14 protein-coding genes are annotated in these 15,403 nt (G+C 42.4%); 9 read left to right on the forward strand and 5 right to left on the reverse strand.

Translation table 11 applies throughout. The features are described from left to right. The first annotated feature begins 161 nt into the window (after window positions 1-161). On the forward strand, window positions 162-1,997 hold the full coding sequence (locus OCV88_RS09235) for an ABC-F family ATP-binding cassette domain-containing protein (RefSeq protein ID WP_158425218.1): 1,836 nt from the start codon (window positions 162-164) through the stop codon (window positions 1,995-1,997). Window positions 1,998-2,145: 148 nt separating this feature from the next. Then, complete coding sequence (locus OCV88_RS09240; RefSeq protein ID WP_158425219.1) at window positions 2,146-3,279, forward strand: aldo/keto reductase; 1,134 nt, start codon at window positions 2,146-2,148, stop codon at window positions 3,277-3,279. Window positions 3,280-3,451: 172 nt separating this feature from the next. Here the strand turns inward: OCV88_RS09240 and OCV88_RS09245 are convergent, their stop codons facing one another. After that, the gene (locus OCV88_RS09245) at window positions 3,452-4,762 is read right to left on the reverse strand and encodes an alpha-amylase family glycosyl hydrolase (RefSeq protein WP_158425220.1); all 1,311 of its coding nucleotides are present in this window, start codon (window positions 4,760-4,762) and stop codon (window positions 3,452-3,454) included. Between the two features lie 216 nt (window positions 4,763-4,978). Here OCV88_RS09245 and OCV88_RS09250 point away from each other — a divergent pair, with 216 nt between their 5' ends. From OCV88_RS09250 to OCV88_RS09260, 3 genes are all read left to right on the forward strand, one after another. After that, complete coding sequence (locus OCV88_RS09250) at window positions 4,979-5,911, forward strand: AEC family transporter (RefSeq protein WP_262591096.1); 933 nt, start codon at window positions 4,979-4,981, stop codon at window positions 5,909-5,911. Between the two features lie 317 nt (window positions 5,912-6,228). Continuing rightward, on the forward strand, window positions 6,229-6,585 hold the full coding sequence (locus tag OCV88_RS09255) for a hypothetical protein (RefSeq protein ID WP_158425222.1): 357 nt from the start codon (window positions 6,229-6,231) through the stop codon (window positions 6,583-6,585). Further along, window positions 6,582-7,088, forward strand: a complete 507-nt coding sequence (locus OCV88_RS09260; RefSeq protein WP_158425223.1) for a hypothetical protein — start codon at window positions 6,582-6,584, stop codon at window positions 7,086-7,088. Before OCV88_RS09255 ends, OCV88_RS09260 begins: the two co-directional genes overlap by 4 nt. A 112-nt stretch (window positions 7,089-7,200) precedes the next feature. Here the strand turns inward: OCV88_RS09260 and OCV88_RS09265 are convergent, their stop codons facing one another. The 4 genes from OCV88_RS09265 to OCV88_RS09280 all read right to left on the reverse strand — a co-directional run bounded on the left by OCV88_RS09265 (window position 7,201) and on the right by OCV88_RS09280 (window position 10,919). Next, complete coding sequence (locus tag OCV88_RS09265) at window positions 7,201-8,190, reverse strand: IS3 family transposase (protein ID WP_317258618.1); 990 nt, start codon at window positions 8,188-8,190, stop codon at window positions 7,201-7,203. Further along, on the reverse strand, window positions 8,100-8,771 hold the full coding sequence (locus tag OCV88_RS09270; RefSeq protein WP_158425225.1) for a helix-turn-helix domain-containing protein: 672 nt from the start codon (window positions 8,769-8,771) through the stop codon (window positions 8,100-8,102). Before OCV88_RS09270 ends, OCV88_RS09265 begins: the two co-directional genes overlap by 91 nt. A 148-nt stretch (window positions 8,772-8,919) precedes the next feature. After that, complete coding sequence (proC, locus tag OCV88_RS09275) at window positions 8,920-9,729, reverse strand: pyrroline-5-carboxylate reductase (protein ID WP_158425226.1); 810 nt, start codon at window positions 9,727-9,729, stop codon at window positions 8,920-8,922. 410 nt (window positions 9,730-10,139) lie between these two features. After that, the gene (locus tag OCV88_RS09280; protein ID WP_158425227.1) at window positions 10,140-10,919 is read right to left on the reverse strand and encodes an enoyl-CoA hydratase-related protein; all 780 of its coding nucleotides are present in this window, start codon (window positions 10,917-10,919) and stop codon (window positions 10,140-10,142) included. Window positions 10,920-11,078: 159 nt separating this feature from the next. On the opposite strand from OCV88_RS09280, the gene OCV88_RS09285 reads away from it, so the two are divergent. The 4 genes from OCV88_RS09285 to OCV88_RS09300 all read left to right on the forward strand — a co-directional run bounded on the left by OCV88_RS09285 (window position 11,079) and on the right by OCV88_RS09300 (window position 15,402). Then, a complete protein-coding gene (locus tag OCV88_RS09285) occupies window positions 11,079-12,242 on the forward strand; it encodes a pyridoxal phosphate-dependent aminotransferase (RefSeq protein ID WP_158425228.1) in 1,164 nt (387 codons plus the stop codon). Between the two features lie 13 nt (window positions 12,243-12,255). Continuing rightward, a complete protein-coding gene (gene sfsA, locus OCV88_RS09290; protein ID WP_158425229.1) occupies window positions 12,256-12,942 on the forward strand; it encodes a DNA/RNA nuclease SfsA in 687 nt (228 codons plus the stop codon). 15 nt (window positions 12,943-12,957) lie between these two features. Next, entirely contained in the window at window positions 12,958-14,046 is a 1,089-nt protein-coding gene (gene mutY / locus OCV88_RS09295; RefSeq protein WP_158425230.1) for an A/G-specific adenine glycosylase, read from the forward strand. 339 nt (window positions 14,047-14,385) lie between these two features. Next, window positions 14,386-15,402 (forward strand): glycosyltransferase family 2 protein, encoded by a 1,017-nt coding sequence (locus OCV88_RS09300; protein WP_158425231.1) that lies wholly within the window; start codon window positions 14,386-14,388, stop codon window positions 15,400-15,402. Window position 15,403 lies beyond the last annotated feature (1 nt).

The raw sequence follows: 15,403 nt of genomic DNA on the forward strand, positions 1-15,403 counted from the left end.
ACAGAATATGCCACACTGCTCCGGCCTGTGTCCGTTTTTTGAATTTCTGTTAAGAGCCGGTTTTCCCGGATAAGTTGACGATTTTTTTAAAATTCGCTATGATGATTAAACAATATATAAAAATCATATAGAAATAAAAATGACAGGCAGGGAGTGTTTTTGTGAACATTTTAAATATAGAACATATCAGTAAAGTATACGGAGAAAAGGTGATTTTTGATGATGTGTCCTGGGGGATACAGGAAGGTGATAAAATTGGAATTATAGGGATTAACGGAACTGGAAAATCCACACTGCTTAAAATTGCGGCGGGACTTGAGGAAGCAGACTCCGGAAGCTGTATCAAAGCAAATCATATTGTAGTACAGTATCTTTCTCAAACCCCGGAATTTGACGGAGAATCCTGCGTGCTTGAATATGTGATGAAGGAAATGTCTGCAGATGTTCACTGGGATATGGAAGGAGAAGCTAAAAATATGCTTCAGACTTTGGGGATTACGGACTGGAATCAGAAAATCGGGGAGCTTTCCGGAGGTCAGCGAAAAAGGCTGGCTCTGGCAGAGGTACTGTTAAAGCCCTGTGATCTGCTGGTGTTAGATGAGCCCACCAACCATCTGGACCACAGTATGGCTCAGTGGCTGGAACAGTATCTGAAAAGCTGGAGGGGAAGTCTTTTGATGGTAACCCATGACCGGTATTTTCTGGACAGTGTTTCCAACCGGATTTTGGAGATTGATAAAGGAAAGATTTATAATTATGATACCAATTATGCCGGGTTTCTGGAATTAAAAACCCAGCGGGAAGAGATGGAGCAGGCCACAGAGAGGAAGCGCCAGTCAATTCTGCGCACAGAGCTTGAATGGGTGAAGCGGGGAGCCAGAGCCCGTTCTACCAAGCAGAAGGCAAGACTTTTGCGGTATGAGGAACTAAAAAACCAGGGTGGTCCTGTCAGTGATGGCAGGGTGGAGATGAGTTCTGTTTCTACGCGTATGGGAAACACAACCATTGAGGTGGAAAATCTCTGTAAATCATATAGAGAGAAGACTTTGGTCAGGGATTTTTCCTACATATTTTTAAAAAATGACCGTATTGGATTTGTGGGTGATAACGGCTGTGGGAAAACAACGCTGATGAAAATGCTGACGGGACGGATACAGCCGGACCAGGGAACAATTAAAATCGGGCAGACCATTAAAATGGGATATTATTCCCAGGAGATTGAGACGGGAAAGGATGCGGGAATTGCTTATATGGACCCTGCTATGCGTGTCATTGATTATATCAGGGAGACCGCAGAATATGTGCGTACCGAAGATGGTCTTATCAGTGCTTCTGCGATGCTGGAACGGTTTTTGTTTCCCCCGGATGCTCAGTACAGCCTGATTGGAAAACTATCGGGAGGAGAACGCCGCCGGCTGAATTTGCTCCGGGTACTGATGGAAGCGCCAAATGTGCTGATTTTAGATGAGCCCACCAATGATCTGGATATTTCCACATTGACCATACTGGAGGATTATCTGGATCACTATCAGGGAATTGTGATAACCGTGTCTCATGACCGGTATTTTCTGGACCGGACGGTGCGGAGGATTTTTGCTTTTGAAGATGGCGGGCGCCTGAGGCAGTATGAAGGCGGATATACAGATTATATTATGAAGGCCAAAGAAGCGGATGAGGAGAAACAAAGTCCGGCAGCGGCCGATGTTTTGGCAGAAAAATCTGGAAGAGCAGGGAAAGATACTTATCGGGCTGCAAAAGAAAAGAAACTGAAATTTTCTTATAAGGAACAGCGGGAGTATGAGACCATTGAGGAAGATATCGCAGCTTTAGAAGAGGCGTTGGAGCAGCTGGAGCAGGATATGATGGCAAATGCAACAAACTCTGCAAAATTATCAGAACTGACAGAATTAAAATCCAAAAAGGAGCAGGAACTGGAAGAGAAGATGGAGCGCTGGGAGTATCTGGAGGAGCTGGCTGAAAAAATTGCCGGGCAGTAGAGAACTTCAGGATTATGCAAAAAAGGCATAGGTATCCATTTTAAACAGATATTTGTAAAGCCAGTTTTTTCTGGCTTATACTAAGAAATAATTGATAATAGAAATAAAATATAAAACAGAATATAAAAACAGAATGGAGTGACAGGTTATGATTTATAAAGGATTTCAGGATTTAAAACTATCAGCCCTTGGAATGGGGGCCATGCGTCTGCCGGTTGTAGATGGAGATGATTCAAACATTGATGAGGCTGCGGCAATGAAAATGGTGGACTATGCTATGAAGCAGGGGATTAACTATTATGATACTGCCTGGGGATATCATGGAGGACAGTCGGAGCTGGTGATGGGTAAGGCGCTTGCCCGGCATCCCAGAGAAAGCTTTTATCTGGCAGATAAATTTCCCGGATATGATCTTTCCAATATGGATAAAGTGGAAGAGATTTTTGAGACACAGCTGAAAAAGTGTAAGGTAGATTATTTTGATTTTTATTTGTTTCACAATGTCTGTGAAATGAATATTGATGCATATCTGGATGAAGCTTATGGTATTTACGATTATCTTATGAAACAAAAAGCGGACGGACGCATCAGACACCTGGGCTTTTCTGTTCACGGAGCGTATGATGTTATGGAACGGTTTTTAAAGGCATACGGAAGCGATATGGAATTCTGTCAGATTCAGTTAAATTATCTGGACTGGAGTTTTCAGGATGCAAAAGCTAAGATAGAGCTTTTAAAACAGTATCAGATACCAGTCTGGGTAATGGAACCCCTGCGGGGCGGACAGCTGGCATCCCTTGATCTTAAGCAGGAGCAGCAGTTAAAAAAACTGCGCCCAGAGGAAGGAATACCGGCATGGGCATTCCGGTTTCTGCAGACAATTCCGGAAGTGACAGTAACTCTTTCCGGGATGTCAGATTTTGGCCAGCTTCAGGAAAATATTCATACCTTTGAAACCAATCAGCCCTTAAATGATATGGAATTTGACGCTGTAATAAAAATTGCGGACAGTATCATAAAGAAGATTGCTCTGCCGTGCACCTCATGCAGATATTGTGTCAGTCATTGCCCTAAAGGGCTTAATATCCCGGTTTTAATCGGGCTGTATAATGAGCACTGTTCTACAAAGGGAGGTTTCCTTGCACCTATGGCGCTGATGGCTGTACCGGAATCAAAACGCCCTGCTGCCTGCGTGGGATGCAGAAGCTGTGAAGCAGTCTGTCCCCAGCAGATAAAAATATCAGAGGCTATGGCTGATTTTACGAAAATGCTGAATGCGTAAACTTTAAGAGAGAAAAATCCCACAGTCCGGAACCTTCCATTGAACTGCCCGCCAAAAGCTAGACCAAAAATCTAACGATTGGGAGATTGGTTCAATGGGCCATGTGGTTCCTTACAGTGGGATTTTTGTTTCTCGGCCTATTTTACTTTAAATAGTTATTTGTTTTTAAAAATCAGCTCTCACATTTCCAGAAGAAAGCGCTGTAAGCAGGCAGCTGGCTGCCGCCGCCAAAGTCGTGCTCTGCACCGGTAATCAGATCTTTCGCCCGACCGCAGCCGGTGTCAAAGTGTGCCGTGTAAGGCGTTTCATCGGCATTGACTGCCACAAATACACGCTCGTTGTCTGTCCGGCGTTCAAAAATACATTGACGGTTTGTCAGAACTACTGAGCAAAAATCCCCATAGTTAAGGGCAGCGCTTTCTTTTTTTGCTTTGCTTAAAGCAGTAATCCATCTGGTAAGCTCATTTTCAAGAGGGGCGTCAAAACATGGACGTAATGCAGGATCTCCTTCATTTTTGTGCGCCTTTGCACCCCATTCGCTTCCGTAGTAAATACATGGAATACCAGGCATTCCAAAACAGAGGGCATAAATCAATGGAAGGTGCCGTTCATTGGTGAGATTGCTGGCAATCCGGGTTACATCATGATTATCCACAAATGAAAGCAGATGTTTTCCTTTATAAAGAGTCCAGTTTTCCGGTCCGAACTGGCGCAGTAAAGAGTGGATAATTTCAAACATATTCATGCTGTTAAAGCTGGAGAACAGTCCTTTGTAGCATTCGTAATTCGTTACTGAATGCAGCATCTGATCATTCATCAGCTGGTTATAATCGCCGTGAAGCATTTCTCCTACCAGGAAGAATTCATTTTTTAGAGAATCACAGTGGCTCCGGAGACGGCGGACAAAGTCATGGTCAAGACAGTAGGCTACATCCAGCCGCAGTCCGTCGATATCAAAGGTATCAATCCAGTATTTTACGCTGTCTAACAGATAACGGATCACTTCTTCATTTTTCAGGTTCAGCTTAACCAGATCAAAGTTTCCTTCCCAGCCTTCATACCAGAGACCGTCGTTATAGTTGGAGTTCCCCTGAAAATTCAGGAAAAACCAATCCTTGTAGGAAGAGTTTTCACGGTTTTTTAAAACATCCTGAAAAGCAAAAAAACCCCGTCCCGCATGATTAAACACCCCGTCTAACACGATGCGGATACCTGCCCGGTGCAGATTTTTACATACTGCGGCAAAGTCTTCATTGGTGCCCAGACGCACATCCAGTTTTTTATAATCCCTTGTATTATATCCATGGGTATCAGATTCAAATAACGGTGAAAAATAAACGGCATCAGCGCCAAGCTTCTTGATATGGGGGATCCAGTCATTTACTTTTAAAATCCGATGTGTTAAAACTCCATCATTTTCAAAAGGCGCCCCGCAAAATCCAAGGGGATAAATCTGATAAAAAACACTTTCATAAGCCCACATAGTTTTTCCTCCTGTTTCAAAACAGATATGAACAGAGATCTGTTTTTCTTTATAATAACCTTATGATAAAATTTTACTCAATGTCTGTACAGGATACAAGGGGAACTTGCAAGTTTCTAAGAATACGTGACATTCTAAAAAGTGTGTGCTATGATAGATTTAATAAAAAAATCTTGTTTTATGCAAAATATATGAAAAATGAAAGGGGAGAGAAATATGGTTATTGCAACAACAATGTGTAAGCTTTTAGCTGCCATGGTAGTTGGATTTTTTTTGTTTCGAAAAAAAATACTCACAGAAGAAACGAATAAGAAGCTTTCCGCCATGATTGTACAGGTTACCTGTCCGTGTATTATTTTAAACAGTGTTTCTTCCGTATCCCATGATGACCCGCAGATGGTACTGAAGCTTTTTCTGGCGGGAATTGTCATGTATGCGATATTTCCGTTTATCGCCTATTTGGTAACAGGACTGATGCGGGTTCCAAAACATCTCAGAGGGACCTATATGTGTATGCTGATTTTTTCCAATAACTCTTTTATGGGATATCCGGTGGTCCAGGCATTATTTGGAGAAAGCGCAATCTTTTACATAACGATTTTTAATATGCCATTTAACATTTTGTTTTTCTCACTGGCACTGCATTTGTTCAAGAAAGACGCGGCAATCGGGTCCGGTGCTTCTGAGAAAGAGAAAATGAAGCTTCGCAGTTTTATCAATAATGGAATTATTGCAGCTGCAGCAGCCCTGGTGATTTACTTTGCCAATATCCCAATGCCGGATATTTTCTTTGAATGTGTGGGATTTATCGGAAACATTACCACCCCGTTGTCCATGATTATTATCGGAAGCTCTATGGCTGCGGCTTCCTTTAAGGAAATCAAAACAGAAAAAGGAATCTGGCCCATGCTTCCGGTGAGGCTGATTGGAATGCCCCTGTTAGTCTGGGGATTTATGCATTTTGTAACAGACGATCCTGTTCTGATCAGTATTTGTACTATAGGAGCCGGGATGCCGGTAGCTTCTTTAGTGGCCATGGGGTCTGCGCCTTATGCGAGACAAAACAAAAGCGCTTCTATCGGTGTTGTGATTTCGACACTTTGCTCGTTAATTACCATTCCCATTATGGCGGTGCTGCTGGGAGCCTGAGGAAATTTAACAGCAGGAAAAAGCGTTAAAAATATCAAGATAATTATAGAAAGCTGAAAAACACTGCTTTGCAGGAACGGACAGGATAAGGTGTCTTTAATTGCAGGGTGGTGTTTTTATTATAAATAATATATAATAACAAATACTTTATAATACAAAGTATAGTTGACAAAGAATGAAAAGATAGTAAAATAATCTATAAGATATAGTAATGGATGTCTTAAAATAATTATTTTATTTGAACAGATATATCTGCATTATTATGGCTGGTACTCTGTCGGAAGTGTATAGCAGAAAATGTTCAGAAAGGAATATCTATGAAAAATATTTTATACATAATTTTAGTGCAGCTGATCGTTTTTATAGATCCGATTCTGCTGCATAAATTATATGATTATGCAGCCCGTAACTATAATACATATCCAAGCCTGATCTATCAGGCCATTTCAGCATTGATATTTGGCGTCTTCTTATATCTGGCAATAAAAAAATCAGATGATGCCGCCATAAACGTAAAAATACTTTATGTGATTCTGGCCTTTGTCAATGTAGTTATTAGTATTTACTGGTGGATTTCTTGGGGACAGATCGTTCGATTTGCATTGATTGCTCTTGTAGTATTTGCAGCTTTGTTTATCAGCCAGTGCCGTAAAACAAAAGGAGAACACCATTGATAAAAAAGTGTAAGAAACTGACAGCTGTTATGGTTTTTGCTATGGCAGGTGTATTTCTGCTTTCCTGTGAGCAAAAAAATGTACAGAAAGAATCGGTCCAGAGCAGTACGGAATCAAAAGAAGCGGAAAAGTATCAAGAAGAATCCCTGATTACAGAAAAAGATCTGGAACAGAAGTCATATGTGAACGTTGTGGAAGACTTTTTTGATGCTTTTTCCAGGGAAGATTACGAGACCATGAAGAGCTATTGTACGGACAATTTTGCAAAAAACCTGATTCATGAAAATGTCGTCTGGGGAATGCGCCGGGCAAAACTGAAAGAACTGCCCACCGGCATAGAGGAAGCGGTTAAAATTGTGGACGGACAGCTGTGGGTCTTTGCAGAGGTAGAAATGGAAACGGTAAAAGAGTCTGCGCTGTATCCGGATACGGAAGGCGGATATTACGTTGTGCTGGATAAGACAGCTGACGGATGGCTCATTGACAGTCTGACAACCGGATAATTTAAAGAAAGAAAAGAGAGGGCCGGCGGGTAAAATGAACTGCTTCCCGTCAAGTAGACAATTAAAAAAATAAAATTTTTTCTGCCAGTAGGTGTTACCTGCTGGCAGATTTTTATGCTGCCTGCAAATATATTTCATGTTTTTCCATTGGTGTTAACACACCCAAATTTCTCTGTAAACGTTTATTGTTGTAATAGTAGATATATTCTTCAATCATGGTTACTAGTGACTCTCGATCTGTGAAGCGTCTACTATAATAGCGTTCTCTCTTTAAAATTCCCCAAAATCCTTCCATAGGACCGTTATCGATACATTTCGCAACCCTAGACATACTTTGTGTCATTCCGGCATCTTCAAGTTTGGCGTGAAATATTCTGTTGGTATACTGGAATCCCCTATCACTATGAAATAAAGGATGCGCATCTGGATTCTTCATGACAGCATCGTCAAGGGTGTCAAAAACTAAAGAATTATTATTGCTGTTGCCAATACAATAAGCTACAATTCTTCTATCGAACAGATCCAGAATAGCACTTAAGTATACTTTGTGTTTCTCGGTTCCGATGTAGTACTGAAATTCTGTTACATCAGTAAGCCACTTCTGGTTTGGTGCTTCTGCCTTAAACTCACGGTTTAGTATATTTTCTGCTATATACTGTGGATTTACCGCCTGTCTTGTACATCCGTTATTCGCATACTTAATGGTAGATTTGATACCAAGTTTCCGGCAGATACGCAAAATACGTTTATCATTCACATCGATCCCATGGTATCGTTCCAGTTCATCGCGGATCCTGCGGTAACCCTTATCTGGTGATTCGTTATGGATTTTTTCTATCAGTATTGCAATTCTTTGGTTCTCCTGCTCGTGTTCCGACATTTTCCGATTTAGCCATTTATAGTAGGCAGCTCTGGAAACACTGCCGAGTTTACAAAGAGCCCGTACTGGATAATTATGTTCCTCATGTTCTTCTTTCACCGCCTGATAGATTGACTCATGGCGAACCAGGCTCAGCCCCGCCTCCTCTCGATTTCCTCTAATTTTTTTAAGAATGATATTTCCATTTCCGCTTTCTGTCGTTTTGCTTTTTCCATCTTTAATTCAGCCCGGAGTTTTTCAATTTCGGTCAGAGAATCTTCTGGTTTTCGCTTGCCGCGATGATCCTGAAGGGCATTGATACCGCCCGCTTCATACTTTACCGTGTAATTACGAGCCTGTTGATAGGATACCTGATACTTCTCTGCTGTTTCAGCATAGTTATGTTCATGTGCAATACAGTACTGCACGATTTCAATACGTTCTTCAAATGTTGTTTTTCTTCCTTTGGTCATAAGGCTATGTCCTCCTGTTCCGGAAGCTTTCAGCTCCTTATGACCATTATATAACAAAATCCACTTCGATAATTGAGTAGATGAATGAATAGCATATTTTTTGCATAACCCCATTAAAGAATCCTTATCAGCCAGATAGTCATTTACCGCTTGTTCTTTCAGTTCTTTTGAGTATCTTTTGTACCCTGACTTTACAAAAGCATCCGTTCCCATAGATTCATATTTCATAAGCCATCTTTGAACAGAAATCTTATTGACTTGAAGGATCTTGGCTATTTGTCCTTGTGAAAGCTTACCCTCCAAGTACTGTTTACAATAATATATCTTGTCTTCTGCTGATATTTTTGACATAGAAAATGCTCCCTCCTAAGCAAACAAGTTTTTATTATTTCACTTGTCTACCTAGAAGGGAGCATATCAAAAAAACGCCAATGCTCCTCTCTTTTTGCTCTATAGGAAATACTGTGTTGTGGTAAAGCTGTAATTTTTGTACCGGTTATTATTTACTCATATCCTTTGATTTCTGACTGCAGGCTCTCTGGGCTTCGATAACAGCAGTGCGCAGCCCCATCTGCTCCAAAACAGCTACAGCTTCGATGGTTGTCCCTCCGGGTGAGCAGACCATATCCTTTAATTCTCCTGGGTGTTTTCCTGTTTCCAGTACCATTTTTGCGGAACCAAGTACAGACTGTGCTGCAAATTTATAGGCCTGGCTGCGGGGCATACCGTCAGCAACAGCGGCGTCTGCCATAGCTTCGATAAACATATAAACATAAGCAGGAGAAGAACCGCTGACACCTACAACTGCATCCATCAGAGATTCGGATATAATTTCGGATTCTCCGAAGCTGTCAAACAGCTGTTTTACTTCATGGAGTTCTTCCTCAGAAACGTGATCGTTGCCGCATAAAGCGCTCATGGAAGCGCCTACAAGTGCGGGAGTGTTTGGCATAGCCCGGACTAGTTTTATGGGGTGCTCAAACAGATCTTCGATTTTCTCTAGAGACTGTCCGGCAGCAATGGAGACGATAATTGAGCTTTCTTTCAGATGATGTCTGATCTCTGGAATAACTGTGGGAAACATATTCGGTTTTACTGCCAGAAATAAAATATCAGCAAGAGAGCTGACTTCAATATTTTCAGTAGATGTCTGGATACCGAAAGTTTCTTTCAGACGATTGACGGCAGCCTGGGTTTTGTCTGCGGCAATAATATGTTCTTTATCAGAAAGGCCGGAGCTTATCAGTCCGCCGATAATTGCGCTGCCCATATTGCCGCCGCCGATAAATCCGATAATTTTTTGATTCATGTTTGTGTAACCTCCTTTGGATAAAACAGGATTTGTTTTTATATGAAAGAAAGCAGGGAAGTAAAAGCTTCCCTGCAATTTTTTACTCTATAGGAAATACTGTGTTGTGATAAAGCTGAAAAGTACCGATTCTTATAGAGCAAAAAACGCTCCGCTGAGGATCGCACTGCGGCGGAATGGAGTCATTTCGCAAAAACGACCCGCCGCAGGCGGAGAATGTGCTTTGCACATTCTTTTTTACTCTACTAGGAAATACTGTGTTGTGATAAAGCTGAAAAGTACCGATTCCTATAGAGAAAAAAAACGCTCCGCTGAGGATCGCACTGCGGCGGAATGGAATCATGTCGCAAAGGCGACCCGCCGCAGGCGGAGAATCCTGCCGTGGCAGGATACTTTTTTATTAATAGTATTTAGAAATCAGTGAAGTTTTTCTCTTTCCGTTTTTCAAGGAAAGCAGTCATTCCCTCTGTCTTATCATGTGTGGAACATGTAATGCCAAACAGGTTTGCTTCATATTCAACAGCATTTTTGATATCCATATCATAACCGTTGTTGATGGCCGCTTTTGCAATAGAAACAGCATAGCTTGCATTGCGGGCAATTTTGGATGCCATTTTTTTAGCGGTATCCATCAGCTCTGCCTGAGGAACAACTTTATTTACAAGGCCGATTCTGTAAGCTTCCTGAGCGTCAATGTTTGTGCATGCAAAGATCATTTCTTTTGCACGGCCCATACCTACCAGACGGGCAAGTCTTTGTGTGCCGCCGAAGCCCGGAATGATTCCAAGACCGCATTCAGGCTGTCCAAACAGTGCGTTGTCAGATGCGATACGGATATCGCAGGCCATAGAGATCTCGCATCCGCCCCCAAGAGCAAATCCGTTTACAGCAGCGATGGTAACCTGACGCATATTCATTAATTTAAAGAATGGATCTGCCGCGCGCATACCAAAAGCACGTCCTTCTGCACCTGAGAAATTAACCATTTCAGAGATGTCAGCGCCTGCAACAAAAGATTTCTCCCCTGCGCCTGTAAGAATGACAACTTTGATGTCGCTTCTTCCTTCGATTTCTGTGAGTACTTCGTTTAATTCAGTCAGCGTTTCGCTGTTTAAAGCATTCAGAGCCTTTGGTCTGTTGATTGTCAAGACCGCAATTGAATTTTCAACTTCCAGTGTTAAGTTATTCATTACCTTATACCTCCTGTGGTTTACCAACTTAAAGATACAACAATTATACACCAGAAAAATGAAAAATGAAAGCGCGGATTGTTTTGGGGATAGGAATTTTTAAGGGACTGTGTTACACTCAGTTAGAATGTGAACCAAAGAAATAAAGCAGGTGATAGAATGAAAAAAACATATATATCGGATGTGGTTATGCAGATGCCTGATTCCGGCATTAAAGATTTTTTCGATGTGGCAAATACATTAGACGGCGCGGTATCTTTAGGAGTAGGGGAGCCGGATTTTGCAACGGCAGAGCATGTGCGGGATGCCGCCATAGAGGCCATCAGAGAGGCCCGGACAAAATACACGGATAACCGTGGAACGGTGGAGTTAAGACGGGCAGCCGCCAAATATCTGGAAAAGTTTGATCTTTATTATGACAGACAGGATGAGATTTTGATTACTGTGGGAGCAAGTGAAGGAATTGATCTGGCGCTTCGGGCTTTGATTAATCCCGGGGATGAGGTTTTGGTGGTGGAACCATCTTATGTTTCCTACATTCCGTGTGTAATGATGTGCGGCGGTGTGCCGGTTCATCTTTGTATGCAGGAGAAAAACCGCTTTCGTCTCACACCGGAGGAGCTAAAAGAAAAGATAACTCCGAAAACAAAGGCTCTGCTGCTTCCGTTTCCCTGCAATCCTACCGGGGCTATTATGGAACAGACGGATTTAGAGGTCCTTGTTCCCATTTTAAAGGAACACAATATTTTTGTAATCAGTGATGAAATTTATGCGGAGCTTACATATGGAAAGAGACACGTATCCATTGCGGCGCTGCCGGGGATGAAGGAGCAGTGTGTAGTATTAAATGGATTTTCCAAGGCTTTTGCCATGACCGGATGGCGTATGGGGATGGCGGCAGGACCGGCAGAAATCATTGCGGCCATGAATAAAATCCATCAGTTTACAATAATGTCTGCAGGAACGATTGCACAGGCCGCCGCACTAGAAGCCCTTACCAGTGCCCAAAGAGAAGAAGATATAGAAGTTATGCGCAGGGAATATGATGCCAGAAGAATGTTAATGACAGAAGGTTTTAAAAACATGGGGCTGGATGTGGTGGAGCCGGAAGGCGCCTTTTATGTATTTCCATCCATTAAAAAGACCGGCATGAGCAGTCAGGAGTTCTGCCGCAGACTACTTGAGGATCAGAAGGTGGCTGTAATCCCGGGGGATGCCTTTGGAGCCTGCGGCGACGGTTACATCCGCTGTTCTTATGCATACAGCCAGGAAACCATCCGCATCTGTCTGGAAAAAATCGCGGCGTTTTTAAAGAAAATTTAAAGAAGATAAATTTATGAAATACAAAAAGATAGTAAAGGGAAATTTTGTAAGCCGGCCCAACCGGTTTGTGGCAAATGTAGCTATTTCAGGAAAAGAGACGATCTGTCATGTAAAAAATACAGGCCGGTGCCGGGAGCTTCTGATTCCGGGGGCGGAGGTTTTTCTGGAGGAGAGCTCTAATCCTGCCCGGAAGACAAAATATGATCTGTTAGGGGTAAAAAAGGGAGATTTGATGATTAACATGGATTCTCAGGCTCCCAACAAGGCCGTGGCAGAATGGCTTAAGAAAAAGATTTTATTTCCGGATCTGACTTATTTAAAAGCAGAACAAAAATACGGAACCTCCAGATTTGATTTTTATCTGGAAGCCGGAGAGCGGAAAGTTTTTCTGGAAGTAAAAGGCGTTACCTTAGAAGAAGACGGCACGGCCTATTTTCCGGATGCGCCTACCCAGCGGGGAGTGCGGCATATCAGGGAATTAATTTCCTGTATGCAGGACGGATTTGAGGGAGTAATCTTATTTGTGATACAGATGAAACAGATTCGGCAGTTCTGCCCCAATGACCGCACCCATCCTGAATTTGGAGCTGCTTTAAGAGAAGCCTGGGGGGCGGGCGTTAAGGTTCTGGCTTATGACTGCCTTGTAACGGAGGATTCTATGGAGCTGGACAAAGAGATTCCGGTAGTTTTGCACCAATGAAACAGGAGAAAAAGTATGCTGACAGATTTTGATCTGACAAAAATAACAGAGCCGCTGCTTTTGTGGTATGAGCAGAATAAAAGGTCTCTGCCCTGGAGAGATGAGGTTTCTCCCTATCGGGTATGGATATCTGAAATTATGCTGCAGCAGACAAGGGTGGAGGCGGTAAAACCGTATTTTGCCCGGTTTACGATAAGCTTGCCGGATATAAAAGCGCTGGCAGAGTGCGAAGAGGAACGTCTGCTGAAGCTTTGGGAAGGTCTTGGATACTATAACCGTGTCAGAAATATGCAGACTGCCGCCAGGACGGTAATGGAAGCGTTTGGCGGAGAGCTTCCGGCGGATTATGAGAAACTGCTGACCTTAAAAGGAATCGGACACTATACGGCGGGAGCTATTGCGTCTATTGCCTATGGGATACCGGTTCCGGCAGTGGATGGAAATGTGCTGCGCATTTTGATGCGCCTGACAGAAGATGATTCCGATATTATGAAACAGTCAGTAAAAACTAAAGTGGAGCAGGAGCTTCTTAAGATCATGCCAAAGGGGCGGGCAGGAGCCTTTAATCAGGCTCTGATGGAGCTTGGCGCTACTGTGTGCGTGCCAAACGGGGCGCCAAAATGCGGAGAATGTCCATGGAAGGAGTTCTGCCTTGCAAATCAGCATCAAACATGGGACAGGCTTCCGGTAAAGACAAAAGCAAAAGCCAGAAGAATCGAAGATAAAACGGTTCTGGTGATTCGTGATGGTGAGCGGGTGGTGCTGAACAAGCGGGGAAAACGGGGGCTTCTTGCGGGGTTATATGAGTTTCCAAACAGGGAAGGGCATCTGTCTGCCCGGGAAGCCCTTAACTGTGTGCAGGAAATGAATCTGCATCCTATGAGGATTCAGCAGCTAGAGGAAGCCGTGCATATTTTTTCCCATGTAGAATGGCATATGACTGGTTATATGATACAGGTGGATACATTGACAAGAGAAAAAGCCGGACTTTTATTTGCAGAAACTGCAGAGGCGGAGCAGAAATATGCAATTCCCGCGGCTTTCGGAGCTTATACGAAATATATGAATCTCCGTCTTGGAAATGAAAAGTTTCAGGAGCAGTGAGGGCAGATCAGGAGAATATTTTAAGTTTGTGAAAGATATTGAAAAAGCAGGAAGGGTTACAGAAAGTTATGCCCAAAGACAAAGAGGAAGCCGGTGTGGTGGCACCGGCTATTTACATGAAAAAGATTTATGAAAAGAAATTGTCACTGCTAAGTTAATTTCTTAACTTGAGATAAGTATAAAATTAAAATGTGTCAATCGTATGTTGAATATATGTTTATTTAGTAAATAAAATATGAACAGTTTATGAACGATAAAATTTTTAAAATAATTGATGAAAATTAGTATTTAAGTGTATAATGGGACGTAAGATGAAAAAAACAGAGTGAGGAATGTTTTATGAAACTGCTTACTGTAACGGTTCCCTGTTATAATTCACAGGATTATATGGAAAGATGTATTGATTCTCTGCTTCCGGGAGGCGAGGATGTGGAGATCATTATTATAGATGACGGTTCTACAGACCGGACAGGAGAGATCGCTGACACATATGCGAAAAACTATCCTGACATTGTCAGAGTGATCCATCAGGAAAACGGAGGCCATGGAGCAGGCCTGAATGCCGGGATAAACCATGCTGCAGGTCTGTACTTTAAGGTGGTTGACAGTGATGACTGGGTTGATCTTGATGCCTATCAGAAAATTCTTCTGACCCTTAGAAATTTGTGCAGCGGCGGCTGTATGCTGGATATGATGATCAGCAATTTTGTTTATGAAAAGATAGGAGCCAAGCATAAAAAGACTGTGCGCTATACAAATATTCTGCCCCAGAATCAGTTATTTGGCTGGGCAGAAACAAAGAATTTTAACACAGGTAAATATATTCTGATGCATTCAGTAATTTACCGGACACAGCTGCTTCGGGACTGTCATCTGGTACTGCCAAGGCATACATTTTATGTGGATAATCTGTTTGTCTATGTGCCCCTTCCATATGTAAAGACCATGTATTATCTGAATGTGGATTTTTACCGCTATTACATAGGCAGAGAAGATCAGTCAGTCAATGAATCGGTGATGATTAAACGCATTGATCAGCAGATCAAGGTTAATAAAATGATGATTGACGCATGTGATCTGTACAAGCTGACAGACCGCCATCTGCGCAATTATATGATGAATTATCTTGAGATTATCACTGTGATTTCCACAATTATGCTGATAAAATCGGGTACGAAAGAAAATCTGGAAAAGAAGCGGGAGCTTTGGACTTATTTAAAAGGGCGTGATATACGCCTGTTTCATAAGCTGCGCAACCGGATTATGGGACAGATTGTGCATCTGCCAGGGAAAGGCGGCAGGCAGATCTCACTGACAATTTATAAAATTTCACAGAAGGTAATTGGATTTAACTAGA

The organism is Brotonthovivens ammoniilytica (assembly GCF_025566885.1).
GTDB classification, from domain to species: Bacteria; Bacillota; Clostridia; order Lachnospirales; family Lachnospiraceae; genus Brotonthovivens; species Brotonthovivens ammoniilytica.